Consider the following 19,495-nt stretch of genomic DNA (forward strand, 5'->3'; position numbering starts at 1 on the left):
TCCCCCGATAGCCCGACCACCACGACTGCTGTTCCACAGCAAGATTCCACACGAAACGCGCATGCCCGCAGTGCTCGTCAAGCCCAACGGCCTGTTCAGACGTCGGCGAAAGCCGGTAGCGGGACACGCTCCCATTCTACGGAAAGGATTCGCTCATGCGTTCCAACGCTGAACACCGTTTCCTCTCCGACCTGAAGGTCGGAGTATCCACGGCGCAAATCCGATGACCGAACCGTCGATCGACCCGGCGGTGCTGGCCGCCTGGATCGCAGACCGGCTGCCCGGCGCGGGCGAGCCGCTGGAGATCGAGCGGATGGGCCTGGCGACCGGGATCGGCAACGCGCTGTTCTGGGTGCGCCGCGCCGGGCAGACCTGGGTGCTGCGCCGCCCGCCCGCGGTGATCAACGCGCCCGGCGCCTCCGACATGGTGCGCGAGTGGCGGATCCTCACCGCGCTGGAGGACAGCCCCGTCCCGCACCCGCGGCCGCTGCTGCTGTGCGAGGACACCGCCGTGATCGGCGCGCCGTTCCTGATGATGGGCCGGGTCGACGGGTACACGCCCACCGGCGTGCTGCCGGCGCCGTACGACACCGCCGCCGCCCAGCGCGACCTCGCCTTCGCGATGATCGACGCCATCGCGGACCTCGGCTCCCTCGACTGGCAGGCCCGCGGCCTCGACGGGCTGGGCCGGCCCGAGGGGTTCCTGGAGCGCCAGGTGGCCCGCTGGCTCAAGCAGCTGGAGCGCTACCGCGTCCGCGAGCTGCCCGAGGAGACGTTCCTCGCGGACTGGCTGGAGCGCAACCGGCCCGAGATGAGCCCGGCCGGGATCATCCACGGCGACTACAGCCCGTTCAACGTGATGGCCTCGCCGACGGAGACAACCCGGCTGGCCGCCGTCATCGACTGGGACACCGGGACGATCGGTGACCCGCTGCTCGACCTCGGCCACCTGCTCGCCCGCTGGTCGGACCCCGGCGAGGAGCCGGCGCTGTCGATCGACATCGAGAACCGGGTCGGCCTGCCCCGACGCGCCGAGCTCGCCGCCCGCTACGGCGAGCGCACCGGCCGGGACCTGTCCGCGCTCGCGTACTACGAGGCGCTGGCGCTGTTCAAGCTGGCGGTCATCCTCGAGGGCAGCTACGCGCGCAGCGTCACCAGGGGCACCCCGAGCCGGATCCCGAAGGAGATGATCGACCGCTGCATGCGGTCGGCGGCGATGTTCGCCCGCGGAGAGCGGACGTGATCGCGGTGGCCTCCGACGATCCCGCGGCGGTCGCGGACGACGCGGGGCCGCCCGAGTGGCGCAGCGTCGACATCCACGAGCTGCGCCGCCGCGAGGTCTCCCGCCAGATCGAGCGCGCCGCGCTGGAACTGTTCAGCGAGCGCGGCCTCGCCGTCTCGGTCGACGAGATCGCGGCCGCCGCCGGCATCTCGCAGCGGACGTTCTTCCGCTACTTCCGCGGCAAGGACGACGTCCTGCTCGCCTACGACCGGCGGGTCCAGGACCGGCTCATCGTGGCGCTCGCCGCCCGGCCGGCGGCGGAGGGGCCGGTGACCGCGCTGCGCAACGCGTTCATGGTCACCTGCGCCGTGCCGCCCGCCGGCCGGCGGACGGTCGTGCGGTGGTCGCGCGTGGTGGCCTCGGCCCCCGCGCTGCAGGCGCGCCTGCACGGCGAGCGGGCCGCCCACAACGCGGAGATCGCCCGGTTGCTCGCCGACCGGATGGGCGTCGACCCGACCACGGATCCGCGGCCGCGGGTGGTGACGGCGGCGATGGTCGCGGTCGCGAGCGCGGTGTGGGACGAGTGGACGGCCGCCGGCGGCGAGAGCGACCCGACCACCGCGATGAGCACCGCGTTGGCGCTGGTCATCGCCGGATTCGACAGCGTGGACGGCGCACGTCCGCGGACCTTGGAGGACCAGTGAGCACAGCGCAGCCGGAGCCAGCGCGGCCGGAGCCAGCGCGGCCGGAGCCAGCGCGGCCGGGACCGGGCGAGGAGGCGATGCCGACGGCGACGACGCTCGCCGAGCTGAGTGGCCTGTTCGACCTGAGCGGCCAGGTCGCCGTGGTGACTGGCGGCAGCCGCGGCATCGGGCGGGCGATCACCCTCGGGCTCGCCGCGGCCGGCGCCGACGTCGTCATCGCCTCCCGCAAGCTGGAGACCTGCCAGGAGGTGGCGGCGGAGGTCGAGAAGGCGACCGGGCGCCGGGCGCTGGCCGTCGGCACCCACGTCGGCCGCTGGGCCGACTGCGACCGGCTCGTCGACACCGTCTACGACACGTTCGGCCGCTGCGACGTGCTGGTCAACAACGCCGGCATGTCGCCGCTGTACCCGACCCTCGAGGGGATCACCGAGGAGTACTGGGACAAGGTCACCGCGGTCAACCTCAAGGGGCCGTTCCGGCTGTCGTCGGTGATCGGGGCCCGGATGGCGGCGGCCGGCGGCGGCTCGATCATCAATGTGAGCACCATCGGCTCGCTGCGCCCCGGCGCCGACGAGCTGGTCTACGCCTGTGCCAAGGCGGGGCTGAACGCCCTGACCATCGGCCTGGCCGACGCGTACGGCCCGACCGTGCGCGCCAACGGAATCCTGCCCGGCGCGGTGGCGACCGACATCGCCGCGGTCTGGGACGAGCGGATGTGGGAGCGGGTCGCCGAGTCGGTGAAGCTCGGCCGGGTCGGCCAGCCCCGCGACTTCGTCGGCACCGCGCTGTGGCTGGCCAGCGAGGCGTCCGCGTGGATCACCGGCGTCCTCGTCCGGGTCGACGGCGGCACCTACCGGCAGATGAGCTGAGGGACGGACAATGATCGATTTCGAGCTTCCCGACGACGTCAGGGCGCTGCGCGCGAAGGTCGCCGCCTTCATCGACGAGCACGTGCTCCCGGCGGAGCCGCAGGTCGGCACCCGGCCGTTCTTCGACATCGTCGCCGAGCTGCGGGTCGAGGCCCGCAAGCAGGGCCTGTGGGCGCCGTTCATCCCGGTCGAGTACGGCGGGATGGGCCTCGGGCCGCTGGCGAACGCGGTCGTGCAGGTCGAGGTCGGCCGCTCGTTCACCTACCTGGCTGCCTGGGCGATGAACTGCATGGGGCCGCAGGACGCCACCATGCTCACCCTCGCCGAGCTCGGCACGCCGGAGCAGAAGGAGAGGTACCTGCGCCCGCTGGTCGAGGCGGAGAAGCGGATCTGCTTCTCGATGACCGAGCGGGCCGCCGGCGCCGATGCCACCGGCATGCGCACCACCGCGGTGCGTGACGGCGACACCTGGGTCCTCAACGGCGAGAAGTGGTTCTCCAGCGGCGCCAGCTACTCCGACCTCGCCCTGGTGATGGCCCGCACCGATGAGGAGGGCCCCCGCCACCGGCAGTTCACGACGTTCCTCGTCGAGCTGCCGAACCCGGGCTACCGGATCGTGCGCGACATCCCGGTGATGAGCGAGCCGTTCGAGCCATCCTTCGAGGGCGAGGGGACGATGGGCCACGCCGAGGTCCGCATCGAGAATCTCGTCGTCCCGCACGAGAACGTGATCGGCGAGGTCGGCGGCGGCTTCGCCACCGGCCAGCTGCGCCTGGGCTACGGCCGGCTGCGCCACGGCATGTGGAGCCTGGCCAAGGCGCAGGCGGCGCTGGACCTGGCCGCGGCGCGGGCGCTGGAGCGGGAGACCTTCGGCAAGCGGGTGGCCGACCGGCAGGGCGTCCAGTTCATGCTCGCGGACTGCGCCGAGCAGCTCTACCTCAGCCGACTCATGATCATGCACATCGCCTACCGCGCCGAGCGCGGGCTCGACCTGCGGCAGGAGAACTCGATCGCGAAGAACTACATCGCGCACATGCTGCACAACGTCGTCGACACCGCGCTGCAGATCCACGGCTCCCTCGGCTACACCCTCGACACGCCGCTGGCGGCCTGGTACGTCGAGGCTCGGCAGCAGCGTCTGGTCGACGGCCCGGACGAGGTGCACAAGTGGTCGATCGGGCGCGCGGTGCTCAAGGCCTACGAGCGCCACGGCACGACGGCGTCCGCTACCGGAGGTGACCTTTTCTGAGCGCGAACCATCTAACCTGTTAACCTGATTCGAGCCGACGAGACAGCCTGGAGTGGACGTGGATCTGCGGGATACACCGGCGGAAGCGGAGTTCCGGGCTGAGGTCCGGCAGTGGTTGGCCGAGAACCTCGTCGGTGAGTTCGCGGCGGCCCGCGGGGTCGGCGGCCCGGCGGATCCCGTCCACTGGGAGGTCCGGCTGGCCTGGGAGCGCAAGCTCGCCGAGGCGAAGCTGCTCAACATCAGCTGGCCGACCGAGTACGGGGGCCGGGGTGGCACGCTCGCGCAGGAGATCGTCTTCCTACAGGAGCACGCGACCGCCGCGGCGCCGTACTGGGTCGGCACCCAGGGCCGCGACCTGTTCGGCCCGACGCTGCTGCACCACGGGTCCGACGAGCTGAAGGCGCGTTTCCTGCCGAAGATCACCGCGGCGGAGGAGTTCTGGGCGCAGGGCTTCTCCGAGCCCGGCTCCGGCTCGGACCTCGCCAGCCTGCGCACGAAGGCGGTGCGCGACGGCGACGAGTGGGTCATCAACGGCCAGAAGATCTGGACGACCTTCGGCGCCTACGCCGACTGGCTCTACGTCCTGTGCCGCACCGACCCGGACGCGCCGGCGCACCGCGGCATCTCGATGCTGCTCATCCCGGCGGACCAGCCGGGCGTCGACATCCGGCCGATCCAGACCCTCGCCGGCACCATGGAGTTCTGCGAGGTCTTCTTCAGCGACGCCAGGACGAAGGCGGACCTGGTCGTCGGCCCGCTCAACGGCGGCTGGAAGGTCGCGATGGGGACGGTCGGCTCCGAGCGGCTGCTGACCACGCTGCCCTACCAGTACATGTTCGAGCGCGAGCTGCGCGACCTGATCGCGGTGCTCAAGGACCGCGGGCGCACGAAGGACCCGCTCGTCCGCCAGAAGCTCGCGGAGGCCTGGATCGGCCTCGAGGTCATCCGGTACACCAACATGCGGATGATCACCTCGCTGATGCGCACCGGCACGCTGAACGAGGAGTCGTCGATCTCCAAGCTGCAGTGGTCGGAGTGGCACCGTTCGCTCGGCGAGCTGGAGATGCTCCTGCTCGGGCCGGCCGCCGAGGTCGTCGGCGAGGACTACGGGCTCGACCTGTTCCAGAACAGCTTCCTCACCAGCCGCGCGGAGACGATCTACGGCGGCGCCAACCAGATCCAGCGCTCGATCGTCGGCGAGCGCATCCTGGGCCTGCCCCGCTAGGACGGCGACCCACCCGCGACCCCGGTACCCCATCCGGTCCCGGGGTCCTGCCGTTCCTGGCGGTGCGTTCGGGGCTCCGCGCGTTCCCGCGGGAACGCGCGATCTTGCCGGTCGCGGTGATCATCCGTGGCTGGCAGGGTGCACAACGTCAGACGAGCCCGGTGCCGCGCGTCGCCGCGACGGCGCCGTGACCGCGATGTGGCTGATCGCGGCGGTCCTGTGTCGTGTCGACGGGGACGAAACGGACGTGACACGCCGTGTTCGCGGCACGGTGCCGCCGGCACGGTAGGCCGTGTCGCATAATCCGGGGCAAAACGGGCGGGGAACCGCGAATTCGCGGCACGGTGCCGCTGTCCCGCGCACGCCCTTCCCACCGGCGGGAAGGGCGCCGGATATGCGGCTTATGGGGTGCGGTGGACCCCCGGCGCAGTCCCAGCGGGACCGCCGAACTCGGCCGAGATGGTCGCGAAGATCGACACTCGGCGCGCGGCTAGGAGAATCCGGGCAGGTTGCCGGCGGGCATCGAGTCGGAGACGCGCGGCGGGCCGCCGTCGTCCGCCGGCACCGCGGCCGCGAAGGACGCGCCGCCGCATCCCGCGGCGGGTGCGAAGCCGCGTCCCACGGCGGGCGCGAGCCCACGCCGCAGCCTCGGTGCGGCCGGCTCCCAGCCGGGACAGCCCAGGTCGTGCGTCATCGTCGCCTGCCAGTAGCCCACGGCGTCGCGCCACAGATCGAGCATGCCCTCGCAGCAACGCGAGGAGTAGGCGGCGGCGGCCTCGACCAGAATCGGCGGCGGGGTGTCCCCCTCGACCCTGAACCTCATCGCAAACCTCCCATGTGACGGCGGCGGCACTGGTCGCGGACGTCGACGAGACATCGAGCTGAATTATTCGGCTATGTCGCGCGTCATGCCACCGTTTCTCGCGGGCGGGCGAAACGGCCTTTTCGGTTGCTCTGCGTGATGAATCCTGCGTATCGGGTAGGAGTCCGAGGCTAGGGGTTGGCTTTGCTCGGTAAAAGAGATATATCGTTAGTACGATTGTTGTTCGGGAGGGTTGGTAGATGGAACAGCGGTACCTGCCGTTGGCCGGGTTGAGGGTCGTCGACACCGGGCGGTGGGTAGCCGCTCCCTGGTGTGCCCAGCTCCTGTCCTGGCTCGGTGCCGACGTCGTCCGCATCGAGCCTCGTGACGGAGAGCCACTCCTCGAACTCGACGACGGGCCGGCCTCGGACGCCCGCTGCCTCTACGACGACGCGAACCGCGGCAAGGCCATCCACCGTGTCGCCGCCGACGGGCATGCCGCCGCCGACGGGCGTGTCGCCGCAGATGAGGCCTACCTCGCAGTACTCCGCCGGGAGCTCGCCGGGGCCCGGCTCCTCGTCGACGACCACACCCCTGGCGAGCTCGCCGCCCTCGGGCTCGACCTCGACGCGCTCACCCGGGAGCGGCCGGACCTGGTCATCGTCTCGGTCACCCCGCGCGGGCTGTCCGGTCCGGGCGCCGACGATCCCGCCTGCGAGCTCACCGTCTACCACGCCGCCGGCGAGGGTGCGACGCTGCCGAGCGAGAACGTCTACCGGCTGTTCCCCGACCGCCCGCCGGTCCGTCCCGGCCGCTTCCTCGCCGACCACGACACCGGCCTGACGGCGGCGGTGGCCGCCATGGCCGCGCTGGTCGGCTGGCGCCGCGGCCGCGGCGGCGGGCTGGTCGAGGTGTCCGGTACCGAGGTCGAGTGCGGGCTGAACCGCACGACGCTGTCGCGCGCCCTGTTCGAGGGCGTCGACTACGACCGCAACTACCGCGGCTACGACTACGCCGGCGCGCTGCGCTGCCAGGACGGCTGGGTCGCGATCCGGCCGGTCGAGGAGCGGCACTGGCAGTCGTTCTGTCGGGTGATGGGCCGCCCCGAGCTCGCCGACGACCCCCGCTTCGCCGACCGCGGCGTGCGCTACACCAACGCCGACGAGCTCACCGCGGAGCTGGAGCGGTGGACCCGCGGCTGCTCGCGCGCCGAGGTCCGCGCGGTGCTGCTGGAGGCCGGCTGCCCCGGCGGCCCGTTCCTGGAACCCGCCGAGCTCGCCCACGACGCGGCGATCGCCTCCCGCGACCTGTTCGGCGACGTCCCCGGCGGCGGCATCGCCCCGGTCCGCCCGTTCGTCGTCACGCGCCGTGATCCCAACCCCGCGAACCCGAACGGCGCCGCGACCCTGAACGGCGCCGCGACCCTGAACGGCGCCGCCACCCAGAACGGGACCGGGACGCTGCACGGCGCCGGGTCGGCGAACGGTGCCGACGCGACCGCCGCCGGGCGGGCGGCGCTGCCGCTGGCGGGGCTGCGTGTCGTCGACCTGACCTGGGTGGCCGCCGGCCCGTACACGACGGAGCTGCTGGCCTTCCTCGGCGCCGACGTGGTGCGGGTCGAGTCGCCGCGCAATCCCGACCTGTTCCGCCGCAACATGAGCGACCCGGGCGCGGACCTCGACTCGTCGATCCGGTTCATGGACCTCAACCAGGACAAGCGGTCCGTCATCGCCGACCTGAAGAGCGACGAGGGCCACGACCTGCTGCTGCGGATGGTCGAACAGGCCGACGTGCTGGTCGAGAACTACCGGCCCGGGGTGCGCGCCCGGCTCGGCATCGACGACGAGGTGCTGCACCGGCACAACCCGCGCCTGGTCGTGCTGGCCCTGTCCGGGTTCGGCACCGACGCCCTGGACGCGAACCGCCCGGGCTACGCGTCGGTGTTCAACGCCGAGGGCGGGCTCGGCGCGATGACCGGCTACCCCGACGCCCCGCCCTCGGACATCCGCGACACCAACGACCTGCGTGCCGGCACGAACGGCTGCCTCGGCGTGCTGGCCGGGCTGTTCGACGTCCTCGGCGGGGGCGGTGGGGTCACCGTGGACGCCGCGGCCCGCGACGTGCTGGTCTGCCTGCAGGGGCATCTGGTGCTGCAGGCGTCGCGGGGCGGGCGGCCCAACCGCAACGGCAACCTGCTCGACCGCGCCGCGCCCTACGACTGCTACCAGGCTCGTGACGGACGCTGGGTCGCCGTCGGGGTGCGCACCCGGGCCGAGTGGGAGGGCCTCGCGCCGCTGCTCGGGCCGGCGGCGGTCGACCCGGCGCTGCGCGATCTCGACACCCGGCTGGATCGCCGGGCCGAGGTCGACGGGCTGGTCGCCGCGTTCGTCGCGGACCGGGACGCGGCCGAGGTGGTCGACGCGCTGCGCGCCGCGGGGGTGCCGGCCGGGCTGTCCGCCGCCGCGAGTGACATCGCCGCCGAGCCGCACCTGCGCGCCCGCCACGCCCTGCGCGCCGTGGACCATCCGAGGCTTGGCACCATCACCCTGGTCGGCCCGCCGTTTCGCTGGCCGGCCGCGGGACCGGTGGAGTTCCTGCGCCCGCCCCTGCTCGGCGAGCACGCGGACTCCGTCGAGCGATCCTGGGACCTGCACCCCGCCGCCCTGCCCACCGGTCGCCGCTGACCCGCGGGGCCGCCGAGCGGCGCCGCGGGGAGGGGCGGGGCGCTCAGCTCATCAGGTCGACGACGGACTCGGCGGGGATGTCGGAGAGCAGGTACTCGCTGACCGAGCGCAGGTGCCGGTTCCAGTACTGCTCGACCTCCTCCGCGGTGCCCTCGCGCACGAGCCGGACCAGCTTGGCGTGGCTGCGGTGGGTGCGCACGCGTATGGCGAGCTCGGCCTGCGGGGCCGGTGACGACAGGGAGCTCGCGATGTTCGCGGACTCGACGACGGCGTAGAGCATCCGCACGAGCAGCTCCAGGGTGGTGCTGCCGGCCAGCCCGACCACGCCGAGGTGCAGCGCCTCGTCGGCGGCGAGGAAGGCGTCGTGCTCGCCCTCGACGGCCCGCTCCTCGGCGGCGAGCAGCTCCTCGAGGCGGGCGATCTTCTCGGGGGTGCGCGAGCGTGCGGCCATGCCGGCGGCCTGCGTCTCGAGCAGGGTGCGGATGTCGTAGACGTCCTTCAGGCTGGCGTGGCGGTGCTGCAGGACCGCGCCGGCCTGGCGGGCGAGCGACGCCGGGTCGGGCACCTGGACGCGGGCGCCGCCCCGCGAGCCGCGGATGACCGTGATGAGCCCGTCGGCCTCCAGCATCCGGATGGCCTCGCGTAGCGTCGGGCGGGACACCCCGAATCGCTGCATGAGGATCGCCTCGGTCGGCAGCATGGTTCCGGCGACCAGCTCCCCGCGCACGATCTGGCGGCGGAGCTGGCTGGCGACGAGCTCACCGGCCTTCGGGACACGGATGTGGTCGATCGAGGTCACGTGGTCGATGTCTTCCTGTGAGCGGCAGAGGTCTCCCCGCGGCGGATTCCAAGCCTACGGCGGCGAGGGCCGGCCGCCCGGAGTGTCGTCCGGACATTGTCATCCGGACATTGCCGTCCGGACATTGTCATCCGGGACATTGTCATCCGGGACCTGGTCATCCGGGACCTGCCCGCCAGGGGCCATCCAGGCCGAAACGCGGTCCGTGCGGACCGGCGGCGCCGCTCGGGCCCGCCGGGCGGCGCCGCCGCAGGTCAGACGGCGGGTACCGGCCCGTCGCCGGTGGGGCCGGTGAAGCGGGGGTCGCGCCGCTCCCGGATCGCCGCCATGCCCTCGGCCGGGTCGGGGCTGCCGAAGCCGTAGAACTCCAGGGCCAGCGACGCGTCGAACGTCGGGCCCATCGCGCGGTACCAGTTGTTCAGCGACTGCTTCGTCCAGCGGGCGGCGGCCGGCGAGACGGCCATCAGCTTGCGGGCGACGCCGAGGGCGGTCTCGCGCAGGTCGGCCTCGTCGACGGTCAGCGACACCAGGCCGATCCGCTCGGCCTCCTCGCCGGTCAGCACGTCGTTGGTGAGCAGGTAGTACTTCGCCTTGGCCATGCCGGCGTGCAGCGGCCAGCTGATCACGGCGTGGTCACCGGCGGTGACGCCGAGGCGGGTGTGGCCGTCGAGGATGCGCGCGGTCTTCGCCGCGATCGAGACGTCCGCCATGATCCCGACGACCAGGCCGGCGCCGACGGCCGGGCCGTGCATCGCCGAGACGACCAGCTTGGAACAGTTGATGATGTTGTAGACGAGGTCGCGGGCCTCCCGCATCACCCGGGTGCGGGTCTCGTAGTCGCCGATCATGCCCTCGAGGGTCTCGAAGCTGCCGCCCGAGGAGAACCCCTTGCCCTCCCCGCGGACGAGCACGACGTCGGTCTCGTCGTCGCGGTCGATCGTCTTCCAGATCTCGGCGATGTCGCGGTGGGCCCGCGGGGTGACGGCGTTCAGGCCGGGGGCGTCGAAGACGATCTCGAGGATCCCGGGCTCGGGCCGCTCGAGGCGCAGCGAGGGGTAGTCGGCGTACAGATCGGACATGTGGGGCCTTTCGGGGCGGGTGATCGCGGCCGTAGGGTGGGCCGGCCGTGGGAGCCCTCGGACAGACTGCCCGATTGCCGGTCCGCGGTCGCCGAATGCCGGGATCCCGCCGTCGGCGGCGCGACCCGGGCCACCCCGTCTGGAACCGACTCTATCTTCAAATCAGATAGACAATTAATCGAAGTTTGCCGTTAAGGTGGGAGGGTGCCGCCACCCCCGCCGGCTCCAGGCGGGGCCGCGCGTCGCGTCCGGCGGCGATCGTCTGCGAAGAGTAGCGAGAGGTACGCAAAGTGCGACGAACTCACTTCGAGGCCGAGCATGAGGCCTTCCGCGACCTGTGCCGCTCGTTCTTCCTCCGGGAGGCCGCGCCGCACGCCGAGGAGTGGGAGAAGGCCGGGCGCGCGGACCGCGAGGTGTGGCGCAGGGCGGGTGCCGCCGGCATGCTGCTGTGGGAGGCCCCGGAGGAGTTCGGCGGCCAGGGTATCCGCGACTACCGGTACTCCCAGGTGCTCGCCGAGGAGCTCTACGCCACCGGCACCGCCGGCATCGCCTTCGGCATGCAGAACGACGTCATGCCGCCGTACCTGATCGACCTCAGCAACGACGAGCAGAAGGCGCGCTGGCTGCCCGGCTCCGTGTCCGGCGACACGATCTGGGCGCTGGCGATCAGTGAGCCCGGCGCCGGCAGCGACGTGGGCTCGATCCGGGCCACCGCCGTGCGCGACGGCGACAGCTACATCGTCAACGGCGCGAAGACCTTCATCACCAGCGGGCTGCTCTCGGACAAGGTCATCGTCGCGGTCAAGACGGATCCCGAGCTGCGGCACAAGGGCGTGAGCCTGATCGTCGTCGAGGACGGGATGCCCGGCTTCGAGCGCGGCCGCCACCTGGACAAGGTGGGCCAGCGCTCGCACGACACCGCCGAGCTGTTCTTCCGCGACGTGCGGGTGCCGGCGGCCAACCTGCTGGGCGAGGAGGGCCGGGGATTCGGCTACCTGATGCGCAACCTGCCGCAGGAGCGCCTCGGAGCCGGGGTGTCGGCCATCGGGACGATGTGGCGGGCGCTGAAGATCACCGTGGACTACGTCCGCGAGCGCCAGGTGTTCGGCCAGCCTCTCGGCGCGTTCCAGAACACCCGCTTCGAGCTCGCCGAGGTCAAGACGCTGTGCGAGGTCGCGCAGGCGTACGTCGACAAGGCCGTCGTCGAGCACCTGGAGGGCAACCTGTCGCCCGAGGACGCCGCCGGGCTCAAGCAGTGGACGACGGACGTGCAGAACCAGGTCGTCGACCGCTGCCTGCAGCTGTTCGGCGGCTACGGTTACATGAACGAGTACGAGATCGCCAGGCTGTGGCGCGACAGTCGGGTGCAGCGCATCTACGCTGGCAGCAACGAGATCATGAAGGAGATCGTCGGTCGCTCGCTGCAGCTGGACAAGCAGCCGTCCTGACCGTGCCCGCTGTTGTGGCGTTGGATGCCCGTTGGTGTGACGTCGACCAGTCGATCAGGTACCGGAGGTACACGCAGTGACCACGGTGAGCGCCCTGCGGACAGCCGCCGGGGCCACGTCCCGGCTGCTGGAGCCGGAGGTGGAGACCGCGCCGATCGGGCGGATCCGTGCGGAGCAGCAGCGGCGGGTCGTCGACCTGGCCCGCCTGGCGCAGGAACGCTCGGCGCTGCACGGCGAGTCGTTCGCCGCGGCGGGCATCTCGCCAGGTGAGATCACCTCGCTCGAGGACTTCTTCGCCCGCGTGCCGTTCATGAACAAGGACTCGATCCGGGCCTGGCGTGACCGCACCGGCGACGCCTTCGGTGGCCTGCTGACGGTTGACCCGGCCGACGTCACGACGGTGACCGCGAGCTCGGGGACGACGGGCGACCCGACGTTCTTCGTCGAGCGCTGGACCGGGCAGGCCGCCGCGCCGCTCCCGACGGCCTACCTGCGCTCGCTGTGGGAGATGGGCGTGCGCCCCGGCGACAAGGTGCTGTGCAGCGCGGCGGCGTTCCGCGGCTACATCGAGGACGGCTCGCGGGCCATGGGCGTGGTGCCCATCCTGGTCGACACCTGGATGGGCAACTGGGTCGGCGAGGTGGCCGACGTGATCCGCCGGCACCGGCCGACGTACTGCCAGCTGATGAGCATGAACCTGGTCGAGCTGGAGCGCCTCGCCGCGCAGGAGGACATCCGCGAGCTGATGAGCTCGTTCGTCGGGTTCTCCTTCGCCGGCGAGCCGCTGGGCGCCCGGATGCGCGAGAAGCTGACCCGCGAATGGGGCCTGGACCTGTGGGTCTACACCAGCGCCGGGGACACGGGCCTGGCCTGGGAGTGCTCCGAGCACGACGGCTTCCACATCAACTGGGACGAGTGCCTCGTCGAGGTGCTCGACGCGGACGGGAACCCGGTGCCCGACGGTGAGGTCGGCGAGCTGGTCGTCACCGCGCTGGACAACGACACCTACCCGCTGATCCGCTACCGCACCGACGACCTGGTGCGCGCCTCGACGGCGACCTGCCCGTGCGGGCGGACCTCGCCGCGCGTCTGGGTGCTCGGTCGCGCCGGTGACGAGACGGTCGTCGCGGGGCGGGCCGTGCTGGCGCAGGAGGTGTGGGCCGTCGTCGAGCAGCAGGACGAGACGGCCACCGGCCTGTTCCAGATCATCCGGCCGCAGCGGGAGGTCGAGCGGCTGCGGATCCGCGTCGGCTACGACGGCGACGCCCAGGTCGACCTGAGTGACCTGGTCCGTCGGCTGACGGCGGGACTGTCGACGACACTGCGCATCCCGGCCGACCTCATCGACATCCTGCCGGAGACCGCCGACCAGCTGCTGCGCCGCGGCTCGGCGGCCAAGGTCCCCCGTGTCGCCAAGTCCTGACCCCCACACCAGCACCCGTACACCTCCGAGGAGGACCGCATGACGTTCAGCTCTCTCATGGCGACCGTCGGCCGGTTACCAGCGGCGCCCCTGTGGGGGATCGCCCGCTTCCACGTCGACGGCGAGGCCGTCGAGTTCGACATCAGCCATGACGACTTCGCCCGTGACCAGGCGTGGGCGACGGGGCGGCTGCAAGGCTGGGGCGTGGGCCGCGGCGCCGCGCTGCTGGCGATCGGCGGGCTGTTCGAGTCGCCGTGGATCGAGCCGTTCACCCGCGGCGCGAACGCGCTGGGCGCCACCGTCGCGCACGCGGACCGGTGGGGCTGGGACGCCCGGCGCCCGGAGATGTTCGTCCGCCGGCTGCCGGTCCGGGTCGTCCTCGGCCTGACCGGGGAGATCGCCCAGTCGCTGTCGAACTCGGACCAGCTCGGCACCCTCGAGCGCGTGCCGCACCTGCTGGCCCGCCCGGACGCGCTGGAGACGCTGCGCGCGGCCGGCCTCACCCCGGGCGTGTTCGCCCGGATCGGGCCGGTGGCGGCCGTCGGCCTGACGGCCGGCGAACCGCTGGAATACGACGCGGCCGAGTGGAGCCTCGACACCGGCGCCGACGACCAGCTCGTCGTCACGACCGCCGGGCCGCGGGCCGCGAAGCTCGACAAGGTGCCCGTCGGCGTGCGCGGCCGGGTCGTCGCCCCGGGCCGCGTCGAACTGCTCGACTGACGCGCGTCAGTCGAGCGAGGATCGACCGACCGAGGGATCGACCGAGAGGACGAGCAGAGTGACGCAGCCGGAGTTCGTGCGCCTGGAGGTCGCCGACGGCGTCGGCACCATCAGGTTGGACCGCCCGCCGGTGAACGCGCTGAACGACGCGATGCGCACCGAGCTCGTCGCGGCCGCCACCGAGGCCGCTCGGCGCGACGACGTGCGGGCGGTGGTGGTCTACGGCGGGGAGCGCAGCTTCGCCGCCGGCGCCGACGTGTCGGAGCTGGCCACCACCGACCTGCCGACGATCGTCGCGAACGTCCGCCGGTTGCAGGACTCCCTCGGGGTCCTCGCGACGCTGGGCAAGCCGACGATCGCCGCGCTGACCGGCTTCGCCCTCGGCGGCGGCCTGGAGATCGCGCTCTCCTGCGACTTCCGGATGGCCGCCGAGAACGCGAAGCTCGGCCTGCCGGAGGTGCTGCTCGGCACCATCCCCGGCGGCGGCGGCACGCAGCGCCTCGCCCGCCTCGTCGGGCCGGCCGTCGCGAAGGACATCCTGTACACCGGCCGGCAGGTGCGGGCCGACGAGGCGCTGCGGATCGGCCTCGTCGACACCGTGCTGCCGGCCGCCGAGGTGTACCCGGCGGCGCTCGCCCGGGCCGCGACCTTCGCCGCCGGCCCGCCGCTGGCGCTGCGGGCGCTCAAGCTCGCCGTCGACGAGGGCCTGGAGGTGCCCCTGGAGACGGGCCTCGCGATCGAGCGCGGCCACTTCGTCTGGACGTTCGGCACCGAGGACCGCGCCCACGGCATGACGTCCTTCCTCGAGCGCGGCCCCGGCAAGGCCGAGTTCCAGGGCCGCTGACCCGCGGGGCCGCTGCGCCAACGAGCGTGGTCGACGCGCTAGCTGGGCGTGGGCTCCGGTTCGTCGAGGGTGATGGTGGCGGCGAGCGCCACGACGCCGCCGCCGTCCGGGCGGACCCGCAGCGGGCGCAGCTCCAGCCGGTTCACCCGGGGCAGGTGCTCGACGAGCGCCGAGACGCGCAGCAGGGTGTCCTCCAGCGCGGCGAGGTCCGCACGGGGCGCGCCGCCCCAGCCGTCGAGCAGCGGGAAGGCGCGTACCGAGCGGATCATCTCCCGGGCGTCGCGGTCGGACAGCGGCGTCACCCGCACGGCGACGTCGTCGAGCAGGTCCATGTAGTCCCCGGCGAGGCCGAAGGTGAGCACCGGCCCGAAGACCAGATCGCTGACCATGCCGAGGACGACCTCGATGCCGTCTGTCTCGGCCCCGGCCCCGCTGGCCCCGGCCCCGCTGGCCCCGTCGGGCCCGGGCTCGGCGGGCGGGGTGGTGGGGGAGGCGAGGCGGATGCCGTAGCAGGTGAGGAGGGTGGCGACGTCGTCGCCGGACAGGGGGCCGCCGGGGCGATCCTCGACAAGACGGCGGGCCTGTGCGCGGTCGAAGCCGGGCAGGTCGCGCACCACTCCGGCGGGTTCGCGCCGCCAGGCGCCGTAGGCCGCCGCCGCGCCGAGGGCGGTCGCGGCGGCCTCGGGGAACACGTAGCTCGGCACGGTCCGCCCGTCGCGGCGCAGCGCCGCTGGTGCGCCGGCCTGGGACAGGAAGCTTGCCAGCACGGTTTTCTTCGGTGCCTCGGCGGCGGCCTCGGAGATCGCCGTCGCCACCTCGTCGGCGTACCGGACGAGCGGCGGGATGAACAGCACGATCACGCTGTCCACCCCCTCGTCGGCGAGGGCCGCGGACAGCGCCGCGCGGTACTCCGCCCCGGTCGCGCCGGGCCCGAGGTCCACGACGGGCGCGGAACCGGGCCGGCGCACGACGGTGTCCCCCACCGTCCGAAGGGTCTGCGGGCCGAACTCGGCGAGCACCAGCCCGCTGGCGACGCACGCGTCCGCGGTCAGCGCGCCCGGTCCGCCCGCGTTGGTGATGACGGCGACCCGGTTGCCGGGCGGCACCGGCTGGTGGGCGAGCAGCAGCGCGACGTCGAACAGGCTGCCCAGGGAGCGGGTGCGGATGATGCCGGACTGCGCGAACAGGGCGTCGAGGGCGGATTCGGAGCCGGTGACGCCACCGACGGTGCGCCCGCGGCGCCGCGCGTGCGCACCGAGCGTCGGCGAGCCGGCGTACATGGCGACGATCGGCTTGCGGGCGGCGATGCGCCGGGCGATGCGGGCGAAGGTGCGCGGGTTGCCGAACCGGTCCAGGTGCAACAGGATCACCGAGACCGCGCTGTCCTCCTCCCACCACTGCAGCAGGTCGTTGGTGGACACATCGGCGGCGTTGCCGATCGAGACGAAGCCGGAGAAGCCCAGGCCGATGCGGTGCGCGTGGTCGAGCACGGCGAGCCCGAGCGGGCCGGACTGGCTGGACATCGCCGCGGGGCCGGGGCCGGGCATGACCGGCGCGAACGTCGCCACCATCCGGCGGGTGCCGTCCTGGCGCATGACGCCCATGCAGTTCGGGCCGACCATCCGCATGCCGCTGTCGCGGGCGAGCGCCGCGAGCTCCCGTTCGCGGACGACCCCCTCCGGCCCGGACTCGCCGAAGCCGGTGGAGACCACGACGACGACGCCGGCGCCGACCTCGGCGGCCTGGCGTACGACGTCCTCGACGGCGGGCGCGGGCACGGCGACGAGCACCAGGTCGACCGGCCCTGGCACGTCACGCAGGCTCGGATGGGCGGGCAGGCCCGCGATTGTCTCCGCGTGCGGGTTCACCGGGTAGAGGCCGCCGGTGAAGCCCTGCTCGGCGAGGTTGCGCAGAATCTCGTGCCCGATGGTGCCGGGTTCGCGGCTCGCGCCGACGACGGCGACCGCGCGGGGCTCGAACAGCGGCGCCAGGGAGTGCCGGATCGCCGTGTGCTCGCGCCGGTCCAGCCGGGCGCTGGTCTTCGTGTTCGCGTCGGTGCCCAGGTCGACGTGCACGACGGCGGGCCCGAAGCTGGTCGTGTGGCGAAAGCCCGAGCCGTCGAAGGTCCGCAGCATCCGGATGTTGTCCGGCAGGACGTCGGCGGTGAGCGTCTCGATGCCGCGCTCGCGAGCGGCCTCGGCGATCCGGTCGAGCAGGATCACCCCGAGGCCGCGGCCCTGGAAGGCGTCCTCCACGGTGAACGTGACCTCGCCCTGGCTCGGGTCGTCCGCCGAGCGCACGCAGCGGGCCGTCGCCACGATGTCGGAGCCCAGCGTCGTCACCAGGGCGATCTGGTTGTCCCGGTCGACCTCGACGAACTCGCGCAGGCCCTCGCGGCCGATGCGGACCACCGGCCCGAGCAGGCGGTAGGAGATCGTCTGCCGGGACAGCCGACCGCCGAAGGCGAGCAGGGCGTCGGCGTCGTCCGGCCGGATCTCGCGAATGCGCACCGACCGGCCGTCGTTGAGCAGCGCCGGCCCCTCCCAGCTGGCGGTCCAGCCCGAGCCGTCGGAGCGGCTGTCGGGCGGGCCGTCGGAGGGGATGCGCTCAGCCATGACAGCGACGTTATGCCACCCGCCAGTACGGTGGGCCCGTCAGCCGCCGAGCTGCTGGCCGCACCACTGCCGGCCGTCCGGGCCGTCGCCGCCGGGCATGACCTCGAACGCCGCGCCGGAGTGCGTGGCCCGGACGAAGTAGAGGCAGCGACTGACCCGGCCGAGGTTCGTGCGCAGGTCCACCGGTTCGGCGAGCAGCCCTCCGGCGGTGTAGTCGGCGACCTGGCGCAGTCCGCCGATGAAGCCCGCCCGGCTCGGGCAGGGGCCGGCGGCGGCGAGGCCGCGCAGGAACAGGTCGGCGGCGAGGTAGGCCTGCATCGCGACCAGGCCGCCCGTCTCGCTCGCCTCCGGGGCGTAGGTGTTCATCGCGTTCTGGAAGGTCCGCACGGCGGGGGAGCCGAGTTCGAACGGGCTGTTGGCCATGTAGACGGCCATCCCGGCGATCGACGGGCCGTAGGCGCGCAGCAGGCCGGTGTCGTAGCCCGCGGGCCCGAAGGCGGCCCGGACCTCGCCGCCGCCTGCCCGGACGGCCCGCAGCGCCCCGGCGAGGACGTCGCCGGCCGTCGACGCCACCGGCGGCGTTGGCCAGCGCCACCCGGGCCTCGGCCCCGGCGCGCGCCGGGCTGAACGGGCCGGAGAGCTCGCCGGTGTCCGGGACGAGCAGGCCGACCCGCAGCTGGCCGTGCTCGGCGCCGCTCTGGGCCTGCCCGGGCGGGCGATCGGTTGCGGGTGCCGGGCTCGTTGCCTACCCTTCGGCGCGGCGTCGGGCGCCCGCCGGGGCGTTATGATCGTAAAAATGATCTGTATTATTTTGATGAATGAGGGTGAGCGGTGAGTAGCTATACCTTCCCGGTGGAGTCGGGGCAGATCCTGCTCTTTGCCCGCTCCGTCGGCTATCCGGACTCCGCCTACGCGGACCCGTCGGCCGGGGCGCCGCCGACCTTCGTGCAGTCCGGTGCGCAGTACGACCCGGACTACCCGCTGCGCCCGACGCCCGGCGAGCCGTGGCTGGGCTCGGGGAAGACGCCCAGTGGCGCGAAGCCGCCGGAGGGCGGCGGTGGCCTGCACGGGGAGCAGCACTACGTCTACCACCGGCCGGTGCGCGTCGGTGACGTGCTGACCGCGACCACGACGCCCGGCAAGTCGTGGGAGAAGTCGGGTCGCCGCGGCGGGAAGATGGTCTTCGAGGAGATCGTCACGGAGTTCCGCGACGCGGCCGGCGAGCTGGTCGTGACGGCGCGCGCGGTGCGCGTGATCCCGTCGCAGGTCGTCGAGAGCCCGGCGGCGGACGCGGCGGCCGCCCGATGAGCGCCCGCCAGATCGCCGTCGGCGACACCGTCGAGACGGTCCTCACCGAGGACCTCACCCGGACCCAGATCGTCATGTACGCGGGCGCCTCCGGCGACTACAACCCGCTGCACACCGACGATCTCTACGCCCGCGAGGGCGCCGGCTACCCGGGTGTGTTCGCGCACGGCATGCTCACCATGGGGTTGACCGGCAAGGCCGTGACGGACTTCGTCGGCGACGGCGAGCTGCTGCGCTACGGCGTCCGTTTCCGTAGCCAGGTCTGGCCGGGCGACAGGCTCACCTCCACCCTGACGGTGACCGACGTCAAGGAGGAGGACGGCCGCACGGTCGTCGAGCTGGAGGTCGTCACCGTCAACGGCGACGGCGTCCAGGTCGTCAGCGGCTACGCGGCCGCGGCGCTGTCCTAGTCGGCCGGCGCCCGCCCCGCGGCGGCGTGTCCCCAGGCCAGGGGGCCCGCCGCCGCCGGTCCGCCGGCTGTCCGGCGGCGGAACGAAGACGGGC

The 19,495-nt window shown here is 73.0% G+C and carries 18 protein-coding genes; 12 read left to right on the plus strand and 6 right to left on the minus strand.

What is annotated here, in order from left to right; genetic code table 11:
• Nucleotides 1-127 (minus strand): helix-turn-helix domain-containing protein (locus AC6EXY_RS30225; protein ID WP_499818661.1); only part of this gene is annotated, 127 nt, incomplete at its 3' end.
• A gap of 96 nt (nt 128-223) precedes the next feature.
• Here AC6EXY_RS30225 and AC6EXY_RS30230 point away from each other — a divergent pair.
• The 5 genes from AC6EXY_RS30230 (at nt 224) to AC6EXY_RS30250 (ending at nt 5,269) form a co-directional block, all read left to right on the plus strand.
• Complete coding sequence (locus tag AC6EXY_RS30230) at nt 224-1,243, plus strand: phosphotransferase family protein (protein WP_499818660.1); 1,020 nt, start codon at nt 224-226, stop codon at nt 1,241-1,243.
• On the plus strand, nt 1,240-1,926 hold the full coding sequence (locus AC6EXY_RS30235; RefSeq protein WP_165818287.1) for a TetR family transcriptional regulator: 687 nt from the start codon (nt 1,240-1,242) through the stop codon (nt 1,924-1,926). Before AC6EXY_RS30230 ends, AC6EXY_RS30235 begins: the two co-directional genes overlap by 4 nt.
• Nucleotides 1,927-2,003: 77 nt before the next feature.
• The gene (locus AC6EXY_RS30240; protein ID WP_101830931.1) at nt 2,004-2,795 is read left to right on the plus strand and encodes an SDR family NAD(P)-dependent oxidoreductase; all 792 of its coding nucleotides are present in this window, start codon (nt 2,004-2,006) and stop codon (nt 2,793-2,795) included.
• Nucleotides 2,796-2,805: 10 nt separating this feature from the next.
• Nucleotides 2,806-4,044, plus strand: a complete 1,239-nt coding sequence (locus AC6EXY_RS30245; RefSeq protein WP_101830930.1) for an acyl-CoA dehydrogenase family protein — start codon at nt 2,806-2,808, stop codon at nt 4,042-4,044.
• A gap of 58 nt (nt 4,045-4,102) precedes the next feature.
• Nucleotides 4,103-5,269 carry an acyl-CoA dehydrogenase family protein gene (locus AC6EXY_RS30250; RefSeq protein ID WP_101830935.1) on the plus strand — a complete coding sequence of 389 codons (1,167 nt, stop codon included), beginning with the start codon at nt 4,103-4,105 and terminating at the stop codon, nt 5,267-5,269.
• Nucleotides 5,270-5,759: 490 nt separating this feature from the next.
• Here the strand turns inward: AC6EXY_RS30250 and AC6EXY_RS30255 are convergent, their stop codons facing one another.
• Nucleotides 5,760-6,092: a hypothetical protein gene (locus AC6EXY_RS30255; protein WP_101830929.1), complete on the minus strand. Its 333-nt coding sequence runs from the start codon at nt 6,090-6,092 to the stop codon at nt 5,760-5,762.
• A 239-nt stretch (nt 6,093-6,331) separates the two neighbouring features.
• Here AC6EXY_RS30255 and AC6EXY_RS30260 point away from each other — a divergent pair, with 239 nt between their 5' ends.
• Nucleotides 6,332-8,755: a CaiB/BaiF CoA-transferase family protein gene (locus AC6EXY_RS30260; RefSeq protein WP_101830928.1), complete on the plus strand. Its 2,424-nt coding sequence runs from the start codon at nt 6,332-6,334 to the stop codon at nt 8,753-8,755.
• A 43-nt stretch (nt 8,756-8,798) separates the two neighbouring features.
• On the opposite strand, the gene AC6EXY_RS30265 is transcribed toward AC6EXY_RS30260, so the two are convergent.
• Both AC6EXY_RS30265 and AC6EXY_RS30270 read right to left on the minus strand, forming a co-directional pair.
• Entirely contained in the window at nt 8,799-9,554 is a 756-nt protein-coding gene (locus AC6EXY_RS30265; protein ID WP_243407321.1) for a FadR/GntR family transcriptional regulator, read from the minus strand.
• 254 nt (nt 9,555-9,808) lie between these two features.
• Entirely contained in the window at nt 9,809-10,633 is an 825-nt protein-coding gene (locus AC6EXY_RS30270; protein WP_101830927.1) for an enoyl-CoA hydratase/isomerase family protein, read from the minus strand.
• Between the two features lie 290 nt (nt 10,634-10,923).
• Between AC6EXY_RS30270 and AC6EXY_RS30275 the strand changes: the two genes are divergently transcribed.
• From AC6EXY_RS30275 to AC6EXY_RS30290, 4 genes are all read left to right on the plus strand, one after another.
• Nucleotides 10,924-12,081 carry an acyl-CoA dehydrogenase family protein gene (locus AC6EXY_RS30275; RefSeq protein ID WP_101830926.1) on the plus strand — a complete coding sequence of 386 codons (1,158 nt, stop codon included), beginning with the start codon at nt 10,924-10,926 and terminating at the stop codon, nt 12,079-12,081.
• Nucleotides 12,082-12,157: 76 nt separating this feature from the next.
• Nucleotides 12,158-13,504 (plus strand): phenylacetate--CoA ligase family protein, encoded by a 1,347-nt coding sequence (locus tag AC6EXY_RS30280; protein ID WP_101830925.1) that lies wholly within the window; start codon nt 12,158-12,160, stop codon nt 13,502-13,504.
• A gap of 39 nt (nt 13,505-13,543) precedes the next feature.
• On the plus strand, nt 13,544-14,224 hold the full coding sequence (locus tag AC6EXY_RS30285; protein WP_101830924.1) for a hypothetical protein: 681 nt from the start codon (nt 13,544-13,546) through the stop codon (nt 14,222-14,224).
• Nucleotides 14,225-14,282: 58 nt separating this feature from the next.
• Entirely contained in the window at nt 14,283-15,068 is a 786-nt protein-coding gene (locus AC6EXY_RS30290) for an enoyl-CoA hydratase/isomerase family protein (protein WP_207770217.1), read from the plus strand.
• Between the two features lie 38 nt (nt 15,069-15,106).
• Here AC6EXY_RS30290 and AC6EXY_RS30295 read toward each other — a convergent pair whose 3' ends face one another.
• Nucleotides 15,107-17,683: a bifunctional acetate--CoA ligase family protein/GNAT family N-acetyltransferase gene (locus tag AC6EXY_RS30295; RefSeq protein WP_499818659.1), complete on the minus strand. Its 2,577-nt coding sequence runs from the start codon at nt 17,681-17,683 to the stop codon at nt 15,107-15,109.
• Nucleotides 17,684-17,722: 39 nt separating this feature from the next.
• Complete coding sequence (locus AC6EXY_RS30300; RefSeq protein ID WP_243407344.1) at nt 17,723-18,256, minus strand: ABC transporter substrate-binding protein; 534 nt, start codon at nt 18,254-18,256, stop codon at nt 17,723-17,725.
• Between the two features lie 258 nt (nt 18,257-18,514).
• Between AC6EXY_RS30300 and AC6EXY_RS30305 the strand changes: the two genes are divergently transcribed.
• Complete coding sequence (locus AC6EXY_RS30305) at nt 18,515-18,991, plus strand: FAS1-like dehydratase domain-containing protein (protein WP_101831079.1); 477 nt, start codon at nt 18,515-18,517, stop codon at nt 18,989-18,991.
• On the plus strand, nt 18,988-19,401 hold the full coding sequence (locus AC6EXY_RS30310) for a MaoC/PaaZ C-terminal domain-containing protein (protein WP_499818658.1): 414 nt from the start codon (nt 18,988-18,990) through the stop codon (nt 19,399-19,401). The genes AC6EXY_RS30305 and AC6EXY_RS30310 overlap by 4 nt, the downstream gene beginning before the upstream one ends.
• Nucleotides 19,402-19,495 lie beyond the last annotated feature (94 nt).

The sequence above is a fragment of the Frankia sp. RB5 genome (assembly GCF_059816245.1).

Excerpts from the sequence above, each read along its gene's own strand:
- AC6EXY_RS30230 (WP_499818660.1), top strand. The coding sequence starts at position 224 with ATGACCGAACCGTCGATCGACCCGGCGGTGCTGGCCGCCTGGATCGCA.
- AC6EXY_RS30240 (WP_101830931.1), top strand. The coding sequence starts at position 2,004 with ATGCCGACGGCGACGACGCTCGCCGAGCTGAGTGGCCTGTTCGACCTG.
- AC6EXY_RS30245 (WP_101830930.1), top strand. The coding sequence starts at position 2,806 with ATGATCGATTTCGAGCTTCCCGACGACGTCAGGGCGCTGCGCGCGAAG.
- AC6EXY_RS30255 (WP_101830929.1), bottom strand. The coding sequence starts at position 6,092 with ATGAGGTTCAGGGTCGAGGGGGACACCCCGCCGCCGATTCTGGTCGAG.
- AC6EXY_RS30260 (WP_101830928.1), top strand. The coding sequence starts at position 6,332 with ATGGAACAGCGGTACCTGCCGTTGGCCGGGTTGAGGGTCGTCGACACC.
- AC6EXY_RS30270 (WP_101830927.1), bottom strand. The coding sequence starts at position 10,633 with ATGTCCGATCTGTACGCCGACTACCCCTCGCTGCGCCTCGAGCGGCCC.
- AC6EXY_RS30285 (WP_101830924.1), top strand. The coding sequence starts at position 13,544 with ATGACGTTCAGCTCTCTCATGGCGACCGTCGGCCGGTTACCAGCGGCG.
- AC6EXY_RS30295 (WP_499818659.1), bottom strand. The coding sequence starts at position 17,683 with ATGGCTGAGCGCATCCCCTCCGACGGCCCGCCCGACAGCCGCTCCGAC.
- AC6EXY_RS30310 (WP_499818658.1), top strand. The coding sequence starts at position 18,988 with ATGAGCGCCCGCCAGATCGCCGTCGGCGACACCGTCGAGACGGTCCTC.